This is a genomic window from Mucilaginibacter calamicampi (assembly GCF_042676765.1).
In the GTDB taxonomy this organism is placed as follows: domain Bacteria; phylum Bacteroidota; class Bacteroidia; order Sphingobacteriales; family Sphingobacteriaceae; genus Mucilaginibacter; species Mucilaginibacter calamicampi.
Genome location: NZ_JBHTHU010000002.1, coordinates 13,313 through 37,276 on the forward strand (window position 1 = coordinate 13,313; position 23,964 = coordinate 37,276).

Here is a 23,964-nt window from a genome sequence, read left to right on the forward strand (position 1 = left end):
CAGTTAATTATCACAAATATAGTAAAGAATTGTAAATCAATAAAAAATACCTATTTACTATACTTTTTTAGGTGCATTGTCAGAATGCCCCAGGCTTTTTCCCGGATGGACAATGTCCCGTACCAGCTGTTTTAATTCTTTTATCTCTGGGAATCGCCCTTCGCGTTTTCTATCAAACAGCATATTATCATCTATGCTTATGGTATATCTTCCGGATACTTCGCTGGGTTTTAGTGTGATACCTTGCAGATCTTCCTCAAAAGTAGTTAGCAGCTCCTGAGCCATATAGGCTGCACGCAGCAACCAGTGGCATTTTGGGCAATACTCAATTGTTATAAGTGGTTTCATGGTTTTATTTAAACAATAAATCTGTCTTCGGTATGCTTCGATAGAATGGTTACTTCATCGCCAACATTAATTAAGCCGGTTGCTGAGTGAATTAAATTCTGGCCAAAATAGATCTTCTTATTTTTAAGCCGGTATTTAGCCATCGTTTTTGAAGGTTCTTTTGATGCCCTTGCTGTTTGCTGGTCAATTGTGGGAATATTACAACGCGCGCAAAGCTTAACTCCCGAAAAGCTTATACCGTTAATTGTAATTTCATCAATTAGATCTTCCTGATAAGGTTCACTGCCCGTTATAACAATATTAGGCCGGAACCTATCCATCGGTATGGCCACATCCAGGCGGCTGTTTAAATCATCAAGCGAGGCCTGGCCAATCAGCAGGAAGGGGTATGCATCAGCAAATGAGGTAACAGATCCGGCCGGAGCGTACCGGGGATCAGTAACTCTTAATGATTCATCAGGCATGTAAACCAGCCGGCAATTTATACCCAATATATCTGAGAACCATTTATCAATATTTTTGTCAATTAATTGCGCCCGGCAGGTATCGTCCCAAATTTCAACCGATATAAATTCTTGATTTTCAAAATCAAAGGGTATTTGTATTGAAGTTTTGTTAAAGGTTACAGTTACGCCTGCATCTTCAATTGATACTTTCAATAAAGCCATCAATGCAACTTCGCGCTGCGAAAGGAAGCGATTATTTTCGTCAATGAGCATCCACCGGCGGTCGTGCTTAAAACCACGGTCAGTCACCTCGGCACGATTTAGTTTTATACCTGCAAGGGATTTTATAGGGTAAATGTATAACTCGCTTACTTTAAGCATATGGGGTAGTTGGCAGCAAGATTCTGATCTGCAAATAAAAGCATAAAGGCCATCTTTTAAAAGGATGGCCTTTATTTATACAAAACGTTTATTAATTAAAACCGCCTCGCCTGGTAGCTTTAGTTTGCGCAGGCCATTTTATACCGGGTGTTTTGGTGTTAATGGTTTTAGCGGGATCTTCGCTGGCCATGTAGGCTAATATGGCTGCCAGTATAGCGTTGTTGCGCACATCGTCAAACACAATCTTGTCGTAAGTGTCGCGGTTGGTATGCCATGTGTAGGTGCTATAATCCCAACTTAATGAGCTTATTGAAAAACCCGGCGCACCCGCAGCTACAAATGACGCAAAGTCTGACCCGCCACTGCCCGGCTGACCCGGGAAGCTGGTTTTTACCCTGTTCTTTATCGTATCAGGCGCGGCATTTAACCAACGGGTTAAATAATCTTTCGGTTCTACATAACCCTGACCCGCCAGGCTTGTTACGCGGCCAGTACCATTATCCTGGTTAAACAGCGCCTGCAAATTGGCCACAATTTCGGGGTGATCTTCTACAAATGCCCGCGAACCGTTAAGGCCCTGCTCTTCACTACCCCAATGACCCACCAATATGGTACGTTTTGGGTTGGGATACACTTTTTTCAATATACGCATAGCTTCCATCATAGTTAGCGTGCCGGTGCCGTTATCGGTAGCGCCTGTTCCGCCATCCCATGAGTCGAAGTGCGCGGATAGCATTACGTACTCGTTTGGCTTTTCTGTACCTTTTATTTCGGCGATGGTATTAAAAGTAGGCACCTCGCCAAGTTCTTTTGATTCGGTATGAATGCTAAGGGTGGGGGGATTTCCGCCCTCGGTTAACCGGTAAACCAGTGTGTAATCTTCCAGGCCAATATCTACAGTGGGTACCTTTTTGGTATAGGCCTCAAATATTTTATCTACACCAAACCCGGCCGACCAATTGTTGGTGAGTATTGCCAGTGCTCCAGCTTTTTCTAAAGCTGCATGTAGTGTACGCGTGGTTAGCCCGGTTTTTCTAATACGCGCCGCCCATGCCTTTGTCAAACTGTCTCTGGTGGCTTTTATTTTTGTGTAGGTTGATGGTAGCGCGAATGTCTTCAAATTATTTTCATCGCGCCCGGTAGGCTGGCAAACAGATACCATAACAAACTTACCTTTTACCGATGGCAGCCAGTTTTTAAAGGCCAATGAATCGGTAAGATCAGGAAGGATAACCACCTGTGCTGTTTCGGTCTTTTTGCCCATGCCCGGGCTCCATGCCAATTGCGTTCCCTCTAATGATTTCACACGCGGCGATATCATATCAATATGCGATATACCGCGTTCCCAGCCGCGCCAGGTGCCCCATTTTTCGTTACGGGCAGGTATACCCCAGCTTGCATATTTGGCAACAGCCCAATCATTCGCCTGTTTCATCTGGGGGGTGCCCACCAGTCGCGGCCCAACGCCATCCATTAACTCATGCGCCAGTTTTTCTAACTGCGAGTTTTGGGTAGCTTCATTCATTATGGCATCAATAACACCCTTATTGGGCGTTTGGGCCCTGGCCGTGCTTCCAAACAGCATGGCACCTGCAATAAAGGTAGTAGCTTTGCTGCAGATTTTTAATTGGAATAATGTATCAGTTAATTTCATGACCACAAGTTAAAAAACAATGCGGGCAAATTGTCAATTTGATTGTAAATTGATTATTGCAGCGCTGTCAGAATAACAACTACGTAAAAAGTATATCTTTATTTCTCCATAAACATGATAGGCCTGCAGCTACTTGACATCTTTCTCACCATTTTCCACATCATAATTGTGGGGTTTAATCTTTTTGGATGGATATGGAAAAAGACGCGGATGGCCAATTTTATTGTGATAATGATAACGGCTTCATGCTGGTTTATATTAGGAATTTGGTATGGCATAGGCTATTGCCCCGTTACAGATTGGCAATGGCAGGTTAAAGAAAAACTGGGCGAGCGTAATCTGCCAAATTCATTTATAAAATATTGGGCCGACAAGTTAACGGGCAGCGATGTAAATACACAATTTATAGATATTTTAATTGCGGTTAGCTTTGCTGCGGCCGTGATAATATCGGTGTATCTTAATTTTTTTGCCCGGCGAAAAAAGCGCGCGTAAGTCAAGTTTACTTGTGCGTTTTTACTTCCTCCTCAATACGCAGGCTTTCTTTGTGAATGGCATTCATCAACTCGGTAATAAACGCTGCAGAAAGCCCCATTTGCTTACCAAGGGCTATGTTTTTTTCTAATACCTGTTGAAAGCGCGCTGCTTGCAAGGGAGGAACATTGTTTTTTGCCTTGTAAACGCCTACCACTTTTACAATTTGCTCTCTTAAACCAATGATCTTTAATAACTGATCATCAAGACTGTCAATTTTTTGGCGGTGAACCTTTAGCGCGGCATCAACAGCAGCGGGTGGGGCACTTTGACTATAGGCAACACCCGCGCCTGATAATAAAAGGCCAAAAGCGATTGATAATAAACGAGCTTTCATAGAAAAGATAAGAGGGATGATTTTTAAACTATTCCGTTTGGAGAAGTTGCCGACTGCTGACTTGATCTTAGTTTTCTGAACTGATATATAAGACCAATAATATATGATGTAAACAAAATTCCCAGGCCTGTTTGCACAGGCATATCATTCGGACCTGTAGCTATTGGGTGGCTTATTGGCAAGCGGGTTAAAGTTTCAACTATAGCGGGAACGAATGACAAAAACAGCGTAGTAGACATTATAGCAACCTGAAAATATTTAGCTGCCTTGCCAAAAGCTTTTATATAATTTGCATACATACCCAAGGGCAATAAAATCAAAACCAGGATGCCAAGGCCATGTGCCTGCGTAAAATGGCCCGTTCTCATTATCGGAAAACCGGTTATGCAGGTTACTGCAGTTAGCACAATGTACAATTTACCACGATCATTTGATGGCAGGATCTTACCGTCTTTAAAAAGACAATAAAACGCAACTAAAAGTGCTAAAATACTAATGGCGGTATGGATGATACCCAGCGGAGAAAGGTGGTTAGGCATGGCATAAATGTTTAAAAGTGAAAGGATTACTAAAATTAATAAAAATCCTTCAGTAATACCACATTATCAGCTATAATATGCTCTGCTAGATACTATAACGCTCCAATTGCTCGGCTATGCTATGAAGTAACTCCGCTTTTAACACACCCGCGTCTTTACAAATATGCAGGTGGCGATGGGCATCCGGTTCAAAGCTCCCTATAAACTGGCCATTCTCAAACACTTCATATTTGCAGCTTTCACCATCATGATGCATATAGTCTTTAACCTCAAAGTGGCGGTGTCCGCCCGTAGTGTTAACTGATATTTCAAACTTTTCCATTGGCAGATATAATAGCTTAACGTTTAGAGTAAACCATTATAAAAGCATATTGTTGCGTAATTAATTGGCCTTCCATTCATTATTGCGCAGGTCCGCGTCCGGAAGTTCGCCGTTAGGGTCTATTACAATGCTTTTTATGGTGAGTTTAGATGGAAACTTAAATGTCCACACGCTGCCTCTTTGCCAAACGTTAACCGGTAATTGTATATTTTCATACCTGCCATTGCTCAGGGTGATCCTCAAATCAACAGGCATGGCCATTTTTCCTTTATTAACGATGGTAATTAAAGCGCCTCTTGTTGAATCATCGTCATCGTACCTAACCCCCTCAATAGCCTGGTCTAACTTCCATGTGGTAAAAAACCATTCTTTCCAAAACCAGTTAAGGTCTTCACCCGCTGCGTTATTCATCGCTCTGAAAAAGTCATAAGGGGTGGGGTGTTTCATGGCCCAGTTTTTTATGTACTGATTAAAGGCGTAATCAAACCTGTCCGCACCCAGTACAACGTTTCGCAGCATTTTTAAGCCCAGCGCGGTTTTAACATAGTATTGGCCGTAATCATTTAAACCGATTGCCTCGGGAGGCGTCATCAAAGGGTCTTTACTGCTTTTATATTGTTGCAAAACACTTTGCGCGTTTAGCTCGGTGGCACTAAAATATTCGCCGTTGTTAAATTCTTTTGCGGCGTAATCGTTGATGAAAGTGTTAAAACCTTCATCCTGCCACATGTATTTACGCTCGTTGGAGCCAACTATCATCGGGAACCAGTTATGGCCTATTTCATGGGTAACATCGCCCCATAATTTACCGTTTTTATAGTTGCTTAAGCAAAATATAATACCCGGATACTCCATTCCCAGTGCAACACCCGAAACATTTACAGCTGAATTCCAGGGGTACTCAAAATATTTTTTTGAGTAGATCTCCATACTGTTTTTCAGATACTCGGTTGAGCGGCCCCAGGCATCATTACCTGCGCTCTCTTTTGGATAGGCCGACATAGCAATAGCTTTACGGCCCGAAGGGAGATTTACGCTGGCCGCATCCCATATAAAAGCTTTCGATGCCGCCCAGGCAACATCGCGGCTGTTATCCATTTTAAAGTGCCAGGTAAGGGTTTCTTTGCCGAGGTGTGTCGACTTATCCCCAACCTCTTTTTCTGTTATCAGCATTACTGTTTTATCGCTGTTCCTCGCTTCGTTTAAACGTTTTAGTTGTAGGGGAGTAAGTACTTCCGCCGCATTTTGCAAATCGCCCGAACCTACTACAATCATATCACCGGGAGCTGTTATGTAGTAGTCGAAGTCGCCGTAATCACAATAAAACTCTCCCAGCCCCATATAAGGCAGCGTATTCCAACCTTCTACATCATCATAAACGCACATTCGTGGGTACCACTGCGCTATTTCGTAAACATAGCCTTGATTGAACTTTTTCCGCCCCATACGATCCGCTCCGTATAGCGGAATTGAAAAATTATACTCAATTTTTACCTGAATTTTATCGCCTTTAGCCCCAAGCGCTTTGTTAAGCCGAAGCTGCATGCGCGCGTCAGTAATTACAGGATTTAGCGAATAGGTTTGCCCTTTATAAGTAATATTTACAGAAGCTATACGTACACCGCCCCGGTTGAAACCCTTTACATCAAAACGATCGCCGGTTACCGGCGTACTGGCAGCGCCGCGCGAATCCGGCTTGAACAAATTCTGATCTAATTGTAACCAAAGGTATTCCAGCTCGTCGGGGCTGTTATTAGTATAAGTTATATTTACCTCGCCATTAATGGTTGTGTCCTGCGATCCTTCATGAAGAGTGGCGCGTATCTGGTAATCGGCCCGGTTTTGCCAATAGCGCTCAGATGGTTTGCCGCTGGCTGTGCGGCTTTCGCCCGGTGACGGCCAATTTATAGGGCCAAAAAGCTCCTGGTGGTTATATTCGGTATTTGACGCGTATTGGGCATAGCATAACGAAGAAGCGAAAGAAAGAACTGCTATAAGAGATATTCTAAAAAAGTACATTCAGTTTAATCAATATTAGTTTACTGCAAATAAAGCGAAAAATAACGGGTAGCGCAACGTTGATTATCAGGCTGTTGGCCCTGGCGGTTAACTAAACCAATCAAACAGATCGTTTTGAGTCAGACCATTCTTTGCTTTAGCATCATGGTCTTTTATCACCAACCCTTCAGCCATTTGAATAATGCGGTTGCCGTAGGTAAAGGCATCCTTAAGGTTGTGCGTAACCAAAATAGTTGTCAGGTTAAACTCTTTGCTTAGCTTATCAGCGGTTTGCATTACAACTGCCGCCGAGCGTGGATCTAAGGCTGCTGTGGGTTCATCAAGTAATAATACTTTGCACTCATCCATAACACTCATTAAAAGTGTTAAAGCCTGCCGCTGTCCGCCTGATAACGTACCCATGGGCTGTTCAATTTTGTTTTCAAGCCCCATGCCCAGTGTTGCCACCTTATTGCGCACAGCAGCTTTAAATGCGTTATTAACGCCAATAGTGAGGCCTTTTGCTTTAGTGCGTATGGCTGCCAAGCGGAAATTATCTAAAATACTTAACTCGGATGCTGTACCGCTCAGCGGGTTTTGAAAAACGCGCGCTATCCATTTACTACGCTCATGGTCGGCCAATTTGGTAACGTCAGCATCGTTTATGCTGATGATGCCTGATGAAGGAGGGATGCTGCCCGATATAAGGTTTAGCAAAGTTGTTTTACCCGAGCCGTTTGAACCTACTATTACAACAAACTCACCACTTTGGATTGTAAGGCCAACATCTTTTATTGCATCAACCTGTGTGGGTTTGCCGTGATTGAACGTTTTAGAAATATTATCGAGTTTTATAGCGGTTTGCATTATGCAATTAAACAAAAATAGCGATGGGTATCAAACCCACCGCTATTTTTGTTTAAGCGTCTACTTACTTATGCCTGCACGGCAGCAGCAGTTTTTTTACTGCGGCCTTTCATATACATCACCAATACAACAAAGGCTACTACAAGAAAAATAGGTATTACTAAAGTAGCTTTTAAAACAGCCTGACCCGCCAGTGTCTCATTTCCACCTGCGCTCTTTTGTATGCTGTCATAATAATCGCCCATAATTAAGGTGAATATTGATACCGCAAACATACCGGCACCACCCATAAGGTTTAAGCCCAAAGCTCCGGTTTTAGGAAGGTTTGTATTAACAAAACCCAACATAGTTGGCCAGAAGAAACATACACCCATACCAAATATAATTGCTGCAAGGTATAGCATAGGGCCGGTTACTACCGTGAACATAAATATACCTAAGGCTGCCAAGGCTGCAGATACAACCAAAAGTGCTTGCGGGGTTATCATTTTAAGTACCGGTTTTGCAAAAGCACGGCCCAGCACCATAACACCTGTTTCAAGTGTTAATAATAGTAAGGCATTGTCTGTTACGTTTTTCAATAATACATTGATCCATTGACCGGTAAATAACTCGGTTATGGCTGTACCAAACATCAAAATAAACATTACTATAAATAATGGATTGGCTACTGCAGCTATCATACCACCGTAGCTAACGCCCGAAGCAACACGTTCGGTAACCGGAAAATCCAATTTAGAAAACAGATAGCCGTAATAAATAGTAGGTATCAACATAGTGCCAACCTGTACTTGCCATCCTATTCCCGCTTTATTAAGGGCAAATGCAATTACCGTACCTATAACAATTCCACTTGGAAACCAAAGGTGAAAGTGGTTAAGCTTAGTAGTTTTTTCTTCCGTGTACATGCCGGCAACCAAAGGGTTACAAGCTGCTTCAACGGTACCGTTAGCTAAACCCACCAATAGCGTTGACAGGAAAAGCGTCCAAAATCCGCTTGCAAACACAGTAAGGATGATACCAAGGAAATGAAAGATAAATGCTGCTACCAGCAATTTTTTCATTCCAATTATGTCAACTACCAATCCGCCTATAACAATGGCCAGTGGAAAGCCCCAGAAAGCGGTTGCTGTTATTGATGCTAGTTGACTCTTATCTAATTGAAAGGCAACTCCAAGTTGGTCTAAAATACCTGCCCTTATGCCAAAGGAAAGGCCCGTTACCATTAAAGCAAGGCAACTTGCTATAAATAACTGTTGTCGGTTAATTTGCATTCTTCTTTTAATTTTAGGTTTATAATCGGTTTGTTTAATTAGTTAGCTTTTGGGTAAAGATTGGTGATTAAAGATTGGTAGTTGGAACAATTAGCCGGTCACCAATCTTTAATCACTAATCTTCAATCTCTATTTTATACCCAACACTCTTTTATTAAATTCCTCGTCGGAGCCGGTACCTGCAAAATCATCAAATGCTTTTTCGGTAACACGGATAATGTGATCTTTAATAAAGATAGCGCCTTCTCTTGCACCATCTTCAGGGTGTTTCATAGCACATTCCCACTCCATAACGGCCCATCCGCCGAAGTTGTACTGTGCCATTTTACTAAATATAGATTTAAAGTCAACCTGTCCATCACCTAAAGAACGGAAACGGCCCGCGCGCTCAACCCAGTTCTGGTAACCGCCATAAACTCCCTGGCGTCCGGTTGGGTTAAACTCCGCATCCTTAACGTGGAACATTTTGATACGCTCGTGGTAGATGTCAATAAAATCAAGATAATCTAAACATTGCAATACAAAGTGCGATGGATCATACAATAAACAGGCACGCTTATGATTGTTCACCTTCTCTAAGAACATTTCATAGCTTATACCGTCGTGCAGATCTTCGCCGGGGTGTATCTCATAACAAACGTCAACGCCGTTCTCATCAAATACATCCAATATCGGTTTCCAGCGGTTAGCCAGTTCGGTAAAGCCGGTTTCAACCAAACCCGCAGGGCGCTGTGGCCATGGATAAACAGTTGGCCAAAGTAAGGCACCGCTAAAAGTAACGTGCGCGTTAAGTCCTAAATTGTTAGACGCCTTAGCAGCGTATTTTAGTTGCTGCACTGCCCATTCCTGGCGTGCCTTTGGGTTTTTATGATATTCGGCAGGAGCGAAGCCATCAAACAGGTCGTCATAAGCAGGATGTACAGCCACTAACTGTCCCTGTAAGTGCGTAGAAAGTTCGGTTATCTCCAGGCCATAGCTGGCTACTTTGCCTTTTATTTCATCAGCATAGGTTTTGCTTTCGGCCGCTTGTTTCAGGTCGAAATAGTTACCTGCCCATGTAGGTATCTGTACGCCTTTAAAGCCCAGGCCTGCAGCCCATTTGCAAATGTCATCTAAAGTATCAAAAGGCGGTTTATCACCTAAAAACTGTGCTAAAAATATAGCAGGTCCTTTAATAGTTTTCATAGAATTTTATACAGTGAATTTAGTCCATTTAAGATCTGATTTTCCTGACGCGATAACATTTTCAATAAATGCCATACCTCTTAATCCGTCGCTAATGCCCGGAAAATCTTTTGCTTCGGCAGCTGCTTCTTTACCTTCAATACCTGCTTTAATGGTTAAAGCGAAGTTATGGTAAAGGTTAGCAAACGCTTCAAGATAACCTTCGGGGTGACCGCCCGGCGTACGGGTATTATGCCCGGCGTGCGAGCTTAAGTAACCGGCACCTGTGCGCCATATTTCGGTAGGCTTGTCAGCGTATTTAACTTTGAGTGTGTTGGCATCCCATTGTTCCCACTCCAAACCTGCCTTATCACCATAAACTCTAATTTTAACATTGTTCTCTTCGCCTATGGCAATTTGCGATGCGGTTAAAACAGCGCTTGCACCGTTATCTAATTTCATCAACACAGAGCCATCATCATCCAGCTTGCGGCCCTCAACAACAATGTTCAGATCTGCACAAAGTTGGGTAACCTGTAAACCGGTGACATACTCGCAAAGGTTAAATGCATGGGTACCTATATCGCCCATACAGCCTGCAATACCGCTTTTACCCGGATCAGTACGCCATGAAGCTTGCTTATTATCCTCGCCCTCCAAAAAGCTGCTTAACCAGCCTTGTGGGTACTCCACATATATTTTACGGATAGTGCCTAACTTACCTGTAACGGCTAACTGACGGGCTTCTTTTACCATAGGATAGCCGGTGTAGGTATGGGTAAGGCAGAATAATTTATCACTTGCGGCAACTACTTTTTCCAGCTCTTTGGCTTCGGCCAATGAGAACGTCATGGGCTTATCTAAAATAACGTGGAAGCCATTCTCCAAAGCCATTTTGGTAGGGCCAAAGTGAGCGTGGTTGGGTGTAACAATGCTTATCACCTGTACGCGTTGGTCTTCAGGCAGCTGCTTTTCCTTTTGGATCATTTCTTCGTATGATCCGTAAGCCCTGTCTGCTGAAATACCAAGCGCAATGCCGCTTGCTTTAGATTTTTCGGCGTTGCTGCTAAAAGCACCGCAAACCAATTCATAGTCGTCGTCAATGCGGGCGGCTATACGGTGTACAGCGCCAATAAAGGCACCTTGTCCGCCACCCACCATTCCAAGTCTTAATTTCATTTTTTAGTTCTGATTTTTAGTTTAATTGGTAACAATGGCAAAGCCCACACTTTGTTTAAAGTGTAAGCTTTGCCATTGCAATGCAAGGTAACAATTATACTATTTTTTTTGATACTCGATAGGAAATAATGGAAACAAAAGATCGGTATTACTTACAAATGCTACTTGTTTACCATCAGGCGAAAACGAAGGTGTATTGATGGTGCCCTGCCCGCCATATAAATAGGCTATGACCTCGGGTTTGCCGCCGCTTATTGGCATGCGCTGTAAATAAACATGCCTGTAAAAAGGGTGATCCTGAGGGCCTACTTCGTTTTGCAGGAAAGAGATGTATACGATGAATTTTCCATCAGGCGATATGTGCGGGAACCAGTCGTTAAACTCGCTGTGTGTAACCTGGGTTTGCTCGCTGCCATCAGGTTTCATGCGCCATATCTGCATGTGGCCCGTACGTACAGAGTTAAAATAAATGTATTTGCCGTCAGGAGTATATTCACATCCATCATCGTAAGCCGGGTCAGTTGTTAATCTGGTTTCAGTACCACCATCCGGCGATACGCTGTAAATATCAGAGTTGCCGTTGCGGGTGCTCATAAATACTATAGCCTTATCATCGGGCGACCAGCTATGAATGTAAGAAGGAGCAACGGTTGTAATACGTTTTGGCTCACCCCCGGTAATAGGTACAACATAACCTATTGACCGCCCGCCATCCGGGCCACCACGCACGCCAAAACTGCTTATAGCCAACCTTTTTCCGTCGAAAGATATAACGTGGTCATTATTGTTGCGCTTAACCTCGCCTGTGTTTAGCAGGGTAGGTTTATTAGTGGCCAGATCATAGGTATAAAGCAGGTCGTCCTGATTGTATAATAATTTCTTTCCGTCGCGCGTCCAGTTAGGTGCCTGGATAGATTTATTGTACTGATAAATAACCCTGCGGTTTTTAGTAGCCAGGTCCAGTATTTCAACATTGCTGCCTATATAGTCTGTATATGGCTTAAAGTCCAGTTTGTTAGGTACAGTGATTCTTACGTTGCTGAATACGGCTTTTTCCACGGCCTTGGCATCATGGGCGCATAAAAATATACCAACGTAAGCCTCGTCTTCAACTGCATCGGTTGTCATTGAATCCACCGTGAACGGGTTACCTTGTTTAGCTACCCACATTCTGTATTTATTTCCGCGGCGCTCCAATTGTATAACATCAGCGTTTTCTACTTTTGATATTACCTGCCTTGTGCTGTCGTTCTCTTTAGCGCGATATTGCATAGCAACCAGTTTACCGCCATGCGTAGCAACGTCAACATGTTTTGAGCCTGCATTTAAGTTAGAGCGCACCATAACACCCACCTTACGGTATTCGCTGGCACCTTTGCGTGGCAAAAAGCGCACGTTGGCAGTTAAAATAAAGTCGCCCTTTATTTTGCGCCATAAAAAATGAAAAGCATCTGCTGTACCCCATACGTTTGCACCGGACGATGTAAGCGTATACTGCTGATTTTGCGCGTTATAAGTGGCTGTTCCTTTAGGTTTTACGTTACCTACATCGCCCTGGCCTTCAAAAATGCCAATGCTTTGTGCGTTAGCGCTGCAGCTTATAGCTATTGCAAGCGCGGAAAAATAAAATACTTTCCTGATCATGATTTTAGTTTATTTGAGGACTAATCGGTTCACTAAAGGTAAATATTCCCTTAACAAACAGGCCACTAATCAATTAAAAAGGAGACATAGTTTCTATGTCTCCCTAGTTTATTCTGGTGTATTTTTTTCAACAAGCTACGCAGATACCACAACTTCTTCTTGTATTACGATTATAGGTTCTTCATGTATTGGAACAACCTGAGCATTACAATATTGCTGGTAGAATTGCTTTTTTGAATCATTGTAAGATTTAACAGCACCTATCACGCTCATAAATTTTATGTAATACCATGCACCATCTACCTGGTAAGGTTTAAAACCAGACCGCGCGCTTTTTGGAAATAAATGGTGATTGTTATGCCATTCGCCCGCTACAATACCAGGCCATAACTGATTAATAGACATATCATTACGATTATAATCTACACCGTCCCTGCGTTTGTCTTCGCCTTTGCCGTGCCCTTCGTAATTAAAGGTACGTACACCCACCGCCCAAAAGCCGGCAGCACCAAACAATGCGCAAGCCAGCCCAATACCGCCCATAAGGTAAAAAGCAGTAAACCAAAAACCCCAGCTTAAAGCTACGCTAATTAAAGTACGTGTTGGGTTAGCCAATGTGCCCCAGTTTTGGTATTGCGCATAAGTGTTGACATTTACACCTGTATGCTTCATTAAGTTTACGCATTTGGCATAGTCAGCTTCGCTCATGTTACGGTTAATGGGTTGATGATTTACATCAGCCAAAAAGCAATATAAAAAGCCCCCGCCTGCATTATATGGATCGCCGGGCTGATCAGACAAAGCATGATGCACATGGTGCGATACCGCATAGATCTCTTCGGGAATAATTTTGAGGGTAAGATTCTGCGTAAAAAAGCGCCAGAATTTATTGCTGAACTGATAGGCGCCATGGGTGCAATACCTGTGGTGCCATATGGTGCCGTGGGTACCCATAACAATCATGCTGTAAAAAAATGCTGCCAGCAATAATTTGAAAGTAAAGTATTTAAAAATGAACAGGAGGAGGAACGGTGCAAGCACCACGATCATCATCCAGCTTAAAAAAGAGAGCCAGTTCTTTTTATTTTTAAATACATTCAATCTTGAGAAAAACTCTGCGAAAATTTGCTTGGGGGTTGGCTTCGCCAGGTTACCACTCATATCACTCCATCCGTACGTAGGTGGTTCCAGTACTCTATTTATAAAAGCCATTAAATCATTTTAAATTAATTTGAATATTAGGTTTGTAATCGGAGTGTAATATATGCAATTAATTATCTTGAAAGGTTTTTTATTTTAGAGAAAAAAGCTTTATGCAAACTATTGGGCTATCTGGCATCTTTCACCCGCTAGCATTTGCTGGCAAAGTTCGTATTCGTCGGGCACGGTAATGCTGTCTATTTCCTGTTTATAACTCTGTTTTATTTGCCTGCGGCGCTTGGCCTCTATAAAACGACGTACCTGGTCGCGGTTTTGCAGAATGAGCCCGGGTATCATAACAGGTTTATTTTCTTCATCCTTAGCCACCATGGTAAAGTAGCTGGTGTTGGTATGCTGAACGGTGTTGGTTTTAATATTCTCAGATATCACTCTTATACCTACCACCAGAGATGTTTTACCTACGTAATTTACCGATGCCATTAACGACACCAGTTCGCCAACTTCAACGGGCTGCAAAAAATCTACAGTGTCTATTGATGCTGTTACACAGTAATTGCCCGCGTGCTTTGCCGCGCAAACGTAAGCCACTTTATCCATCAGCGAAAGCAAAATGCCCCCATGTATCTTTCCGCCAAAATTAGAATAGGACGGTATCATCAGTTCGGTAATCACGGTTTCAGAGAAACTAACAGATTTATAGGGCTGATCATTATTTATGGCGGGCATAATAGAATTTAGTTGCGGGTTTTACGTTGGTGGTGTTGTATAATAATTTATAATATTGTAAAAAATAACCGAGGTGAGCAAGTTTTTTATTTTGATAATGATGTTTTGCGGGGTACAGGTTTGCCTGGCACAAACCGAAGTAGTGCGCAAAAACAAGATCACATCACAAGTAACAGAAAAGTACAATACCGTTATAACTGCCGACCGGCAAATGAAGCAGGGCGTTTATCAAGCCATGTATGGCAAAAAGGTGCTTTTAGCACAGGGTAAATATGCTGATGACAAGCGGGTTGGTTTATGGCGTTTTTTTGATAAAAAACAAAAACTTATACAGGTTTTTAATTACGATACCGGCAAATTTATATATGAGGCGCCCGAAGATTCAACCTCGAGCTTTAAATACGAGATAGAAGCTAAAACTACCGATTCTATAATAATTACAAAGCCTTTAAAGCAGGGGGGGCGTTACTTCGGATTTTTGCCTTATCTGCGGTTTTTTAAAATGCCGCAGGAGTTGCAAGGCTATGACCCGGACGATATGAATGTGGTAATTGAGCTTTTTATAACTTCAATGGGGCAAGTGGCCGAATTCAAAATGCATTTTGTAGCACATTATTACAAACGAACGTTATCAATTGATCCGGGTCAACTCTATCCGGAAGATAAAACATTTAAGCCCGCTACTTATAATAAAGAGCCCATATCAAGCCATATTTTTATAGTTTGCCAAATAAACAAACACGGCGAGCTTGATATGAACCCCTGAGATTAAGTTACTTATGCTCCCGGTGGTTTTGGCGGAGCAGCAGGTTTCTTTTTAAATAAATTTAATGGATTGGGCGGGGCTGGAGGCCCACCTGCAGGCGGCGTACCCGGTGAAGGTAAGCCTGCTTTTGCACCAGGTGCGGGTGGCGTTTTTCCTTTCTTAAAAGGATTTATTCTTTTAAGATCAGCCCCCACTTTCTTAAACACCTTATCTGGTGGCGGGGGTGCAGGTGGTGCGCTTTGCGCCATTACCGAAGCACTTATTTGGGTTAAGCCAAATGTTAACGCGCCCGCCAGAACATATTTAGTGATCTTTTTAAAACTTTTTTTTCGTGGTGATTGCATAGCATCTATGTTTTAGGATAAGCTAATATTACTATAACAAGGTTTTAGCTTTTTTGTTGTGCCCCATCCCATAAGTAATAAAAAGTGGTTCACATTTCTGTGAACCACTCATTGAGATATTATTTCTTCGCCAGTGTATACTCACCCCAGGTATCTGTAGCAGCTACCGAGGTCATCTTCATAGGCGGCGGTGGTCTGTTTCCGGCTTTTGGCGAAAATTGTTTTGGTTCGTTCACCTTTAGCTGATAACTGAAAGGCTTACTGCCATTGTCGGGTAAGGATAAATATTTTACAGGGATGGCGAGCTCGCAAGTATAACCGTATTCGTCATCAAAATGCGCGGCAACCTGTATGCCATTTTCGTTATAAATCGAAACTTCTCCGTTTGGTATACCATTAATACCCTTAACATCAATAACTTTTGATTGGGATGCAAATGCTTTATTTAAATTATCAATAGATACAGGCTCTTCATCCAGGTTGGCTTTTGGGTAATTCTTAACTACAAGCATATTGGTAACTTTTGATGCACCTGCCTGATCAAATGACGGATAGGTTAACGAGATTTGGTTCCCGCTTTTTCTGTCAATTGTTGAATTTACGTTCAAAGTAATGCCGCCACGCATTATTTTGTCAATCACATCTTTAAACTTAGTTTGCACCGTCAGATACAAATTTTCATCATCATTTGATAAGGTATACAAAAGTTCTGTAGCACTGTTTTGCGCTTTAAATTTGTTATCCCACTCTGTTGCTTTACCGTCAATTTTAATATTTACAGGTGCACGTAAGCTCTCTTTTTGCACGTTAGGGAGTTTTTGCGCGTTAGTTGCTGTTGCTGCTGCCAAAACTATTAAGGTAAGCAGAACTGTCTTTCTCATATTCAAGATATTTAGGTTGGTAATCAGCGAAATGAACTTTACTATTTTGTAGTTGTAATTGATGTTTTTCCATAAAGGCTCAACACACCTTCGGTAGCATCAGGCCCCCACTTTGAAATAGCATAGGGTGTATTCCTTACGTAGGCAATCGTTGAATCAGTAGCCGAGAATACAAGGTGTTCGCCGTTTTCATATCGCTTCTGAAGGTCCTTACTAAGTGTATAACGCTGGTTGTTAACTATTATTAAAGGCAAAAACCTACGCTTTGTATTGGCCTCTTGTGTATCATAAACAACATTGTTAAGCCCCATTTTGGTTGCTACACCTCCATTACTGTTCTTTTCACCAAGCTGAATGCCCGTTGTTTTCGCACCCGGTTTTGCAGCAGGGGGCGCTGGGGGCGGCGGCGGTAACTGATCGTAAATTTTTATGTCCGGAAAAGTATAGCCATACTTGTCTTTAAGTAGTTGTATCTGTGCTTTTGTTGCAGTGTTCCTGAAATACGCGGTTTCTTCACCATTTTTTTCATGAATTATAACCCTGAAATTTGTTTTCCTTGCCACCAAATACCCCGTTTCTTCGTATTGATAACCAGTTGAACTGGTTTTTAAATCACCTGTAGCGGGCGGTGGAAATTTTACCACGTCAATTTTCGCCTTGGGCGGCTCAGGTGGCGAAAGTTTGCCCAGGTCGCCTTTAGCGTTTTTTACTGTGGGTGGTGGAAATTTAACTTCATCCACTTTACCATATTGCGGCGACTTTAGCTTATTGAACTTTGGTTTTGGAGGCATTGGCGGCGGAAATTTAACCTGATCCACTTTACCATATTGCGGCGACTTTATCTTATTGAACTTTGGTTTTGAAGGCATTGGCGGCGGGGGTGGAGGAACAGTTCCCGCAGGGAACTGATAGTCATAGTGCTGTTTTAACAGAATTAACTTTGCCTCAGTCATCGAATTGGACGTAAAAGTTTTAGTTTGTCCGTTGGCTTCAAAAAATATTACATCACAATACTTGTAGCCGTTTTTTGAATAAATTTTCTCTTTGTATTTAAAGCCCTTTGATGTTTTCAAAGTATCGGGCAAAGCAATTTTTGCCACCGGCTTTAAATCTACCCAGCCATAAGTTTTGCTAAAGGCTAAAGTAGACGCGCAAAGCAAACCTGCACACACGGGCAGGGCAATAAGGTATTTTAGCCTGGCTAACTTACCCGAGCGTTGTTGGTTTAACATAATAATTCTCTTTTTTAAAAGGTTATAATTGAAGAAGGAATGCGTAATAGATGAGCCACCCGTACCGTAGGCATTATTTACTAAAAATGATGAGTAGGTTAACGCGTCGGTTTCGGTAGCGGCGGTTTGTTCATCAGCAATGTATTCGTGCACGGTTTTTAGGCTGCTTTGCAGCATATAAATACACGGATTAAACCAGCAAATCACCTTAAGCAACTCCAAAAACATAATATCTACAGAATGTTTTTGCTTTATGTGCACCAGCTCATGGGTAATAATGGTGTTGGCCCCGGCAGCGCGCGTACCTATAAACAGATAGTTAAAGAATGAAAAGGCTACGTCTGTATCTTTAAGATATACTATTTTGTAGCGTCCCATAGCTGCCTTATTATTTCTGGTCAGCTTAAATACAGAGTATAACTTAAGCGTTAATAATAGCAACACTATTACCGCGCCGCCAACATAGGCCAGCCACAAATAATCGTTAATATTAAATGCTGCCGGTGCATCAGCAATAGGCGTAATTGCAATGTTGGCCTCCGTAGCGTATTGTACAGGCTGCGCAATTTGGTAAAACACGGGCATATTACTTTCCTGCACATTTGGTCTTAGTGCACCCACTTGTAAAACAGGCAGTACAAATGCCATCACGCAGCTTAGTAACAAGTATGCCCGGTTTAACTGGTAATGCGTTTCTCTAACTAAAAATAAACAGTAGGCTAGGTAAAATACACATAGGTACAGGTTAGCTTCTGCCAGGTAATACAGCCAGTTCATTTCTTTTTGTTTTTTAGGTCCTCAATTAATTTGGTTAGCTCGTCCAGTTCATTAACGCCTAATTTTTTTTCGTTGGCGATAAACGATACCAGGCTTTGATAAGAGTTGCTGAAATAGTTGGTCAGCATTTTATCAAAGGTGAACTTGCGGTAGGCTGCCTCGCTGATAAGGGGGAAGTATACGTGCGAGTTGCCGTAGGCCTTATGGTCAATAAAACCCTTACCTTCTAATACCCTTACCACCGTTGATACGGTGTTGTAGGCAGGTTTAGGATCGGGCATCTGCTCAAGAATATCTTTTACAATACCTTCTTTTAAAGCCCACAGTATCTGCATTATCTGCTCTTCTGCTTTGGTTAATTCTTTTATATTCATCGCAAACTATTTTTGTAGTTAGGTGAAGGTAGAAACTATTTTTCTAGTTTGCAAACTATTTTTGTAGTTTTTTTAAAAAGCGATCAATGAATCACATTTCAATTAATTGCTAAGAAAATTTGCATACATCCATATCATCCCATATTTTGCATCCGCACATCTGCCCATTTGCATATCTGCACATTAAAAACACCATGTCACAACTCCATCAAATAGCTTTAACATTTTTAAAGGGCATAGGGCCCGCGTCTGCAAAGTCATTAGTAAGTTATTTAGGTGACGCCGAAGCGGTGTTCAAGGCTTCTGCAAGTAAAATATTGAAGGTGCCTGGTGTAGGAGAGAAGAAGATATCAATGCTCAATTTTGATGAAGCCCTGCAAAAAGCAGCGCATGAGTTGAAGTTTATTGATAAAAACGAAATCGATGTTATTTTCTATACCGATGCCCGCTACCCTAAACGCTTAAAGAATTGTATTGATGCGCCCGTTTTACTTTATAGTAAAGGCAATGCCGATTTTAATAAGCAGCGTGTGGTTAGTATTGTTGGCACACGTAACGCTACAGAATATGGAAAAGATCTGTGCCGCCAACTGGTTGAGGATTTAAAACAGTATGATGTTTTGGTGCTAAGCGGCCTGGCTTTGGGTATTGATGTTGCCGCACACAAAGAGTGCTTAAAAAACAATGTTACTACCGTTGGCGTAGTGGGCCACGGCCTGGATAGATTATATCCGGCTGCTAACCGCGCAACCGCGGATAAAATGCTGCATAACGGTGGATTATTGAGCGAGTATCCATCAGGAACGATACCTGACAGAGAGAATTTCCCCGAACGTAACCGCATAGTTGCCGGCATGGCCGATGCTACTGTTGTAATTGAAGCAGGTATAAAAGGTGGGGCGCTAATAACCGCCGAAATTGCAAATTCTTACAACCGGGATGTTTTTGCTTTTCCGGGCAGGGTTGATGATGTTTATTCAGAAGGTTGCAACTTCCTTATCCGGCATAATAAAGCGGCTTTGCTTACCTGTGCTGCCGATCTGGCTTACAGTTTGGGCTGGGAGCGAAGTGAAGAAAATAAACCTGTGGAGCAATTTATGCTCCCTTTTGACCTGTCTGCCGATGAGCAAACGATATTTAATGTGATACAGCAACATAAAGGGCCTGTTGCCATTGATGACCTTAGCCTTAAAATAAATATGCCCATGAGCCAGATAGCCATGGGCCTGTTAAATATGGAAATGCAGGGCTACATCCGCTCATTACCGGGCAAAATGTATAAGGCTTTGTGATAGAAGCAAGAATCAAGATTGATAGCACAAAAATTTATATGTCTTAACTCTTGATTCGTGCTTCTTGACTCTCAAAAAACTAAGCTCTTCGTATCACCCCTAAAAGAACTGCTATAATAGCAATTACCAGCAATACGTGTATTATACTTCCGCCGGTTGGATAAACAAAAAATCCTAATACCCAGCCAATTACCAAAATAACGGCGATGATGTAAAGCAAACTTCTCATGATTATAAGTTTTAGTTGTGAATAATATTGGGGCAAATACTAAAACCATTCCAAAAAAAGGCACTAAACAAAAAAACCGCTCTGAAAGCTATCAGAGCGGTTTTTAACTTATATTTTGACCGTTTTAATACTCGTCTTCGTTAAAAAAGAAGTCATCTTTTGTAGGGTAATCAGGCCATATCTCTTCAATATTTTCGTACGGCTCGCCGTCGTCTTCTAATGCCTGCAGGTTTTCAATAACCTCAACAGGAGCGCCCGAACGTATAGCATAGTCAATTAATTCGTCTTTGGTGGCAGGCCATGGTGCATCCTCCAGGTGAGATGCCAATTCAAGTGTCCAGTACATATTCTATCTATATTTTAGTTATTTGATTGAGTTTCAATTTTCGCAAAAGTATAATATTTTTATATCGTTTATCAAGATATTTTTTTAATTTTTTTTTCTCTCCGGAATCCATTGATTTTCAGCGACATTAAGTTCATTTGCCAGTTTACGGCCTAAAACAAAAAGGTAGTCGCTCAGCCTGTTCAGATAAATAATCGTCAAATCATTAACCGTACTGTTTTCTGCAAGATGAGTAACTGCGCGTTCGGCACGGCGGCAAACACAACGTGCAAGGTGGCAGTAAGATACAACGGTGCTACCTCCGGGTAAAATAAAATGAGTTAGATCAGGCAAACCCTCATTCATATTATCAATCGCTTTTTCTAACAACTCTGCTTCACCTGCATCCAACTCCGGCAGCGACATTTTAGAACGCTCAGGGTCTGCCGCCAGTTGCGAGCCTATTACAAACAATGTTTCCTGTATTTGCTTTAGAATTTCTTTATGTGCAGTATCAATTTGCTGATCTCTGATCAATCCTATCCACGAGTTCAGCTCATCTATCGTTCCATAGCTTTCAATGCGAACATGATGTTTAGGCACGCGTGTTCCGCCGATAAGAGAAGTATAGCCTTTGTCGCCTGTTTTGGTGTAGATCTTCATTCGTTTAAATGTAGCTTAAACTTAGCTATTAATTGGTACAATATTTTATATGTAAAATAAACAACGGTATTTTTACAGTCAAATAACTTATCTATGCGCTCAGCCATATTATTAACCAGGTTATCTTTTACAATCGTTTTTTTTATGTTGTTATCAAGCTTTAAATGCGGTAACACCAAATTAAAAGTTACGGGCGATAATTTACTTCCAGCTCCATCATTTTTGATAACCGAAAAGCAGTTTAACGAGCTTTTTCCGCAACGGGATACTTTCTATACTTATCAAGCATTTATACAGGCTGTTGACGAATTAGGGAAGATCAAAGTAAAGGTATCGCGCAGGGCATTGTCGGTATATCAAATAGTGCGGACAGATAAAGCTACCGATAAAGACGCGGTAGTAAGACAAGATATAGATTGGAACGAACCCTGGGCCAAAGTAAAGCCCGATAGCATATTTACAGTTGATTACGGCAATTTTTGCACCGGGGCGGATTCGCTAACCAATAGAAAGGAACTGGCAGCATTTTTCGCCCATATAGCGCATGAAACAAGGCATGGTGAGAACGGAACTTACACCGACGGTTTAATGTTGCGCCACGAGGCCAATACATCATTAGATTATTATGGCGAGAGCGATGAATATCCGCAGGTAAAAGGAAAAAAATACTACGGCCGCGGGCCCATGCAATTAAGTTATAACGGCAATTATGGCAAGGCCTCTGATTGTATTTTCGGGGATAAAAACATATTGCTGAATGATCCGGACAAGGTAGAAAACGACGCCGTTACCGCATTTAAAGTAGCCATTTGGTTTTGGATGATGCCCGAAACGCATAAACCATCGGCACATGATGTGATGATAGGAAAGTGGCAACCCAATGCAGCAGACAAATCAAAGGGCCGTACACCTGGCTTCGGCATGACCATTAATATTATAAATGGAGCCGTGGAATGTAATAAAGATGAAAATGAGGGCATGAACGACAGGATAGCTTTCTATCAGCATTTTTTAAGTAAACTTGGTGTTACCGATCCTAACTGTGCCTGTTCTTGCGGAAAGATGGCGTTTTATACGTATTAAAAATAAGCTGAACCAATATGAAATATTTTTTTGCAATAGCGCTAATTTTTATTGCGTACAATACATCACTCTCTCAATCGGATGCCACTCAGTTCAGAAAAGAGTATTTCTCCAACAAAAACCTTGTTCCAACAGAATATAAAAGGCAGTTTGCATCAACGGACCTATCAAGGCTTTGGATGCACACTGAAAATAAATTTGTTTATGGTTTTATCGGAGAAAATTTCCAGCGATTGCGAATCAAATTTGTTAAAGTTATTAAAGATAGTACAAATACAGGCACCTATCATGTATTTGGAAAAACGATGGTAAAAAATAACATTAACGATTTTGAGGGTACTATTAACGTCTCAGCAATTAAAAAGTATAGAATTACCGGTTATGGTGTAGATGACGAATTTAAGAACAAGGGGATCAAAGGCCAGTTTATCATTATAGGTGATTATACAATCTCAGAAGATAAAAAACAATTACATTCGGGTGTATTTAGCGGTGCGTTTGCTACCAGTTTTTATTTAGATAAGAATAATAAGGTTTATTACGATGATATCGAATTAAATGCTGATGGCTATTCAAATAACGAGTTCGTAGGTACATGGATACAGTATGGTGCTACAAAAAGCAAAAAATGCAATTGGGGCGACTATAGAATTCCTTACGGTGACGCCTTCGACATAGGAGCTGGAGAGTTCTCACCGAACAGCAAATATTTTAAATTCGGTTGGGAAAATTTTGAATTTATAAACTCAAACAACGAGAAAGGAAAACGATCAAAGCAGCAGGAGAATGCAAGATGGTGGTAATTAGCAAAACCCTGCCAATTGGTTAACAAAATCAGCTATCTCAAAAGCTTTTTCTGGTTGCATAGGGTGGTGGCTGCCAATTATCAGGGTGTGGTTTACTATCTCAATAATAAAGTCATTATCGCGGATATCCATCACCGCGTTTCTGAACTTGCGGTCCATGCAGTCTTTAGCTTTTTGTACATCGCTTACAATTACATAAAAAGTATCGCTAAAGGCTTTATCATCATCAAAATCAAGCTCAAGGGGATGTATCAGCTCAATAATTTTATCGCGCAGCGTTTCCGGCCTGATAACAATTCTTCCAAAATCCTTCTTCAGGTAGGCAAGCGCCCAGGTGTGGTACAGGTAATGTTCTTCGGCATGATGTCCTTTACCCGTATGTTTTGTTTCTATGAATAATAAATAGGAGTCGCTGCGCTCGTGCTTAATTACACATGATGCCCGCTGGTTAATTTCAAGGCAATTTCTAAAAGCCTCAAAGTCTTCCAGGTGAAAATTAATGTGCCCGGTAAATTGTAGATTGAAACGGTTTTTAACGGTTGAATAAATGGCTTTAAAATTATCAATAGTGGCGTTATTGAGGCCGCTATCGTCAAAATGTAAATTATCCATTCGTTA

General features: G+C 41.7%; 27 protein-coding genes. 5 read left to right on the forward strand and 22 right to left on the reverse strand.

Translation table 11 applies throughout. The features are described from left to right. Positions 1-57: 57 nt before the first annotated feature. The 3 genes from ACFQZS_RS04145 to ACFQZS_RS04155 all read right to left on the reverse strand — a co-directional run bounded on the left by ACFQZS_RS04145 (position 58) and on the right by ACFQZS_RS04155 (position 2,829). Positions 58-348 carry a SelT/SelW/SelH family protein gene (locus tag ACFQZS_RS04145; RefSeq protein WP_377097580.1) on the reverse strand — a complete coding sequence of 97 codons (291 nt, stop codon included), beginning with the start codon at positions 346-348 and terminating at the stop codon, positions 58-60. 8 nt (positions 349-356) lie between these two features. Beyond that, positions 357-1,175, reverse strand: a complete 819-nt coding sequence (locus tag ACFQZS_RS04150) for an MOSC domain-containing protein (RefSeq protein ID WP_377097582.1) — start codon at positions 1,173-1,175, stop codon at positions 357-359. 91 nt (positions 1,176-1,266) lie between these two features. Next, a complete protein-coding gene (locus tag ACFQZS_RS04155; protein ID WP_377097583.1) occupies positions 1,267-2,829 on the reverse strand; it encodes a M20/M25/M40 family metallo-hydrolase in 1,563 nt (520 codons plus the stop codon). Between the two features lie 114 nt (positions 2,830-2,943). Here ACFQZS_RS04155 and ACFQZS_RS04160 point away from each other — a divergent pair, with 114 nt between their 5' ends. Then, positions 2,944-3,324 (forward strand): DUF2784 domain-containing protein, encoded by a 381-nt coding sequence (locus tag ACFQZS_RS04160; RefSeq protein WP_377097585.1) that lies wholly within the window; start codon positions 2,944-2,946, stop codon positions 3,322-3,324. Between the two features lie 7 nt (positions 3,325-3,331). On the opposite strand, the gene ACFQZS_RS04165 is transcribed toward ACFQZS_RS04160, so the two are convergent. The 11 genes from ACFQZS_RS04165 to ACFQZS_RS04215 form a co-directional block, all read right to left on the reverse strand. Beyond that, a complete protein-coding gene (locus tag ACFQZS_RS04165; protein ID WP_377097587.1) occupies positions 3,332-3,700 on the reverse strand; it encodes a chorismate mutase in 369 nt (122 codons plus the stop codon). Between the two features lie 23 nt (positions 3,701-3,723). Further along, complete coding sequence (locus ACFQZS_RS04170) at positions 3,724-4,239, reverse strand: hypothetical protein (protein ID WP_377097589.1); 516 nt, start codon at positions 4,237-4,239, stop codon at positions 3,724-3,726. Between the two features lie 85 nt (positions 4,240-4,324). Next, positions 4,325-4,561, reverse strand: a complete 237-nt coding sequence (locus ACFQZS_RS04175; protein WP_377097591.1) for a hypothetical protein — start codon at positions 4,559-4,561, stop codon at positions 4,325-4,327. 60 nt (positions 4,562-4,621) lie between these two features. Continuing rightward, positions 4,622-6,580 (reverse strand): M1 family metallopeptidase, encoded by a 1,959-nt coding sequence (locus ACFQZS_RS04180; protein WP_377097593.1) that lies wholly within the window; start codon positions 6,578-6,580, stop codon positions 4,622-4,624. A gap of 87 nt (positions 6,581-6,667) precedes the next feature. Beyond that, a complete protein-coding gene (locus ACFQZS_RS04185; protein WP_377097595.1) occupies positions 6,668-7,426 on the reverse strand; it encodes an ABC transporter ATP-binding protein in 759 nt (252 codons plus the stop codon). A 68-nt stretch (positions 7,427-7,494) separates the two neighbouring features. Continuing rightward, positions 7,495-8,700 carry an MFS transporter gene (locus ACFQZS_RS04190; RefSeq protein WP_377097597.1) on the reverse strand — a complete coding sequence of 402 codons (1,206 nt, stop codon included), beginning with the start codon at positions 8,698-8,700 and terminating at the stop codon, positions 7,495-7,497. A 129-nt stretch (positions 8,701-8,829) separates the two neighbouring features. After that, positions 8,830-9,885, reverse strand: a complete 1,056-nt coding sequence (locus ACFQZS_RS04195) for a sugar phosphate isomerase/epimerase family protein (RefSeq protein ID WP_377097599.1) — start codon at positions 9,883-9,885, stop codon at positions 8,830-8,832. Positions 9,886-9,891: 6 nt separating this feature from the next. Next, positions 9,892-11,043 (reverse strand): Gfo/Idh/MocA family protein, encoded by a 1,152-nt coding sequence (locus ACFQZS_RS04200; protein ID WP_377097601.1) that lies wholly within the window; start codon positions 11,041-11,043, stop codon positions 9,892-9,894. 99 nt (positions 11,044-11,142) lie between these two features. Beyond that, positions 11,143-12,687 carry a hypothetical protein gene (locus ACFQZS_RS04205; protein WP_377097603.1) on the reverse strand — a complete coding sequence of 515 codons (1,545 nt, stop codon included), beginning with the start codon at positions 12,685-12,687 and terminating at the stop codon, positions 11,143-11,145. A gap of 135 nt (positions 12,688-12,822) precedes the next feature. Beyond that, positions 12,823-13,899, reverse strand: coding sequence for a fatty acid desaturase (locus ACFQZS_RS04210; RefSeq protein WP_377097604.1), 1,077 nt, complete (start codon positions 13,897-13,899; stop codon positions 12,823-12,825). Between the two features lie 108 nt (positions 13,900-14,007). Further along, complete coding sequence (locus ACFQZS_RS04215) at positions 14,008-14,574, reverse strand: acyl-CoA thioesterase (RefSeq protein ID WP_377097605.1); 567 nt, start codon at positions 14,572-14,574, stop codon at positions 14,008-14,010. Between the two features lie 73 nt (positions 14,575-14,647). Here ACFQZS_RS04215 and ACFQZS_RS04220 point away from each other — a divergent pair, with 73 nt between their 5' ends. Next, positions 14,648-15,340 carry a hypothetical protein gene (locus ACFQZS_RS04220; RefSeq protein ID WP_377097606.1) on the forward strand — a complete coding sequence of 231 codons (693 nt, stop codon included), beginning with the start codon at positions 14,648-14,650 and terminating at the stop codon, positions 15,338-15,340. Between the two features lie 11 nt (positions 15,341-15,351). On the opposite strand, the gene ACFQZS_RS04225 is transcribed toward ACFQZS_RS04220, so the two are convergent. The 4 genes from ACFQZS_RS04225 to ACFQZS_RS04240 all read right to left on the reverse strand — a co-directional run bounded on the left by ACFQZS_RS04225 (position 15,352) and on the right by ACFQZS_RS04240 (position 18,948). Continuing rightward, positions 15,352-15,684 carry a hypothetical protein gene (locus ACFQZS_RS04225; protein ID WP_377097608.1) on the reverse strand — a complete coding sequence of 111 codons (333 nt, stop codon included), beginning with the start codon at positions 15,682-15,684 and terminating at the stop codon, positions 15,352-15,354. Between the two features lie 119 nt (positions 15,685-15,803). Further along, positions 15,804-16,565 (reverse strand): hypothetical protein, encoded by a 762-nt coding sequence (locus tag ACFQZS_RS04230; protein ID WP_377097610.1) that lies wholly within the window; start codon positions 16,563-16,565, stop codon positions 15,804-15,806. A 41-nt stretch (positions 16,566-16,606) separates the two neighbouring features. Then, positions 16,607-18,574 (reverse strand): M56 family metallopeptidase, encoded by a 1,968-nt coding sequence (locus tag ACFQZS_RS04235; protein ID WP_377097612.1) that lies wholly within the window; start codon positions 18,572-18,574, stop codon positions 16,607-16,609. After that, a complete protein-coding gene (locus ACFQZS_RS04240; RefSeq protein WP_377097614.1) occupies positions 18,571-18,948 on the reverse strand; it encodes a BlaI/MecI/CopY family transcriptional regulator in 378 nt (125 codons plus the stop codon). Before ACFQZS_RS04240 ends, ACFQZS_RS04235 begins: the two co-directional genes overlap by 4 nt. Positions 18,949-19,142: 194 nt before the next feature. On the opposite strand from ACFQZS_RS04240, the gene dprA reads away from it, so the two are divergent. Further along, on the forward strand, positions 19,143-20,240 hold the full coding sequence (gene dprA, locus ACFQZS_RS04245; protein ID WP_377097616.1) for a DNA-processing protein DprA: 1,098 nt from the start codon (positions 19,143-19,145) through the stop codon (positions 20,238-20,240). Positions 20,241-20,319: 79 nt separating this feature from the next. Here the strand turns inward: dprA and ACFQZS_RS04250 are convergent, their stop codons facing one another. The 3 genes from ACFQZS_RS04250 to ACFQZS_RS04260 form a co-directional block, all read right to left on the reverse strand. Next, complete coding sequence (locus ACFQZS_RS04250; protein WP_377097618.1) at positions 20,320-20,469, reverse strand: lmo0937 family membrane protein; 150 nt, start codon at positions 20,467-20,469, stop codon at positions 20,320-20,322. A gap of 124 nt (positions 20,470-20,593) precedes the next feature. Continuing rightward, a complete protein-coding gene (locus ACFQZS_RS04255; protein WP_002996718.1) occupies positions 20,594-20,815 on the reverse strand; it encodes a DUF2795 domain-containing protein in 222 nt (73 codons plus the stop codon). An 84-nt stretch (positions 20,816-20,899) separates the two neighbouring features. Further along, positions 20,900-21,457, reverse strand: coding sequence for a cob(I)yrinic acid a,c-diamide adenosyltransferase (locus ACFQZS_RS04260; protein WP_377097620.1), 558 nt, complete (start codon positions 21,455-21,457; stop codon positions 20,900-20,902). 144 nt (positions 21,458-21,601) lie between these two features. Here ACFQZS_RS04260 and ACFQZS_RS04265 point away from each other — a divergent pair, with 144 nt between their 5' ends. Beyond that, positions 21,602-22,540 carry a chitinase gene (locus ACFQZS_RS04265; RefSeq protein WP_377097622.1) on the forward strand — a complete coding sequence of 313 codons (939 nt, stop codon included), beginning with the start codon at positions 21,602-21,604 and terminating at the stop codon, positions 22,538-22,540. Between the two features lie 17 nt (positions 22,541-22,557). Next, positions 22,558-23,343: a hypothetical protein gene (locus ACFQZS_RS04270; protein ID WP_377097624.1), complete on the forward strand. Its 786-nt coding sequence runs from the start codon at positions 22,558-22,560 to the stop codon at positions 23,341-23,343. Here the strand turns inward: ACFQZS_RS04270 and ACFQZS_RS04275 are convergent, their stop codons facing one another. Then, positions 23,344-23,958: a hypothetical protein gene (locus ACFQZS_RS04275; protein WP_377097626.1), complete on the reverse strand. Its 615-nt coding sequence runs from the start codon at positions 23,956-23,958 to the stop codon at positions 23,344-23,346. Between the last annotated feature and the right edge of the window lie 6 nt (positions 23,959-23,964).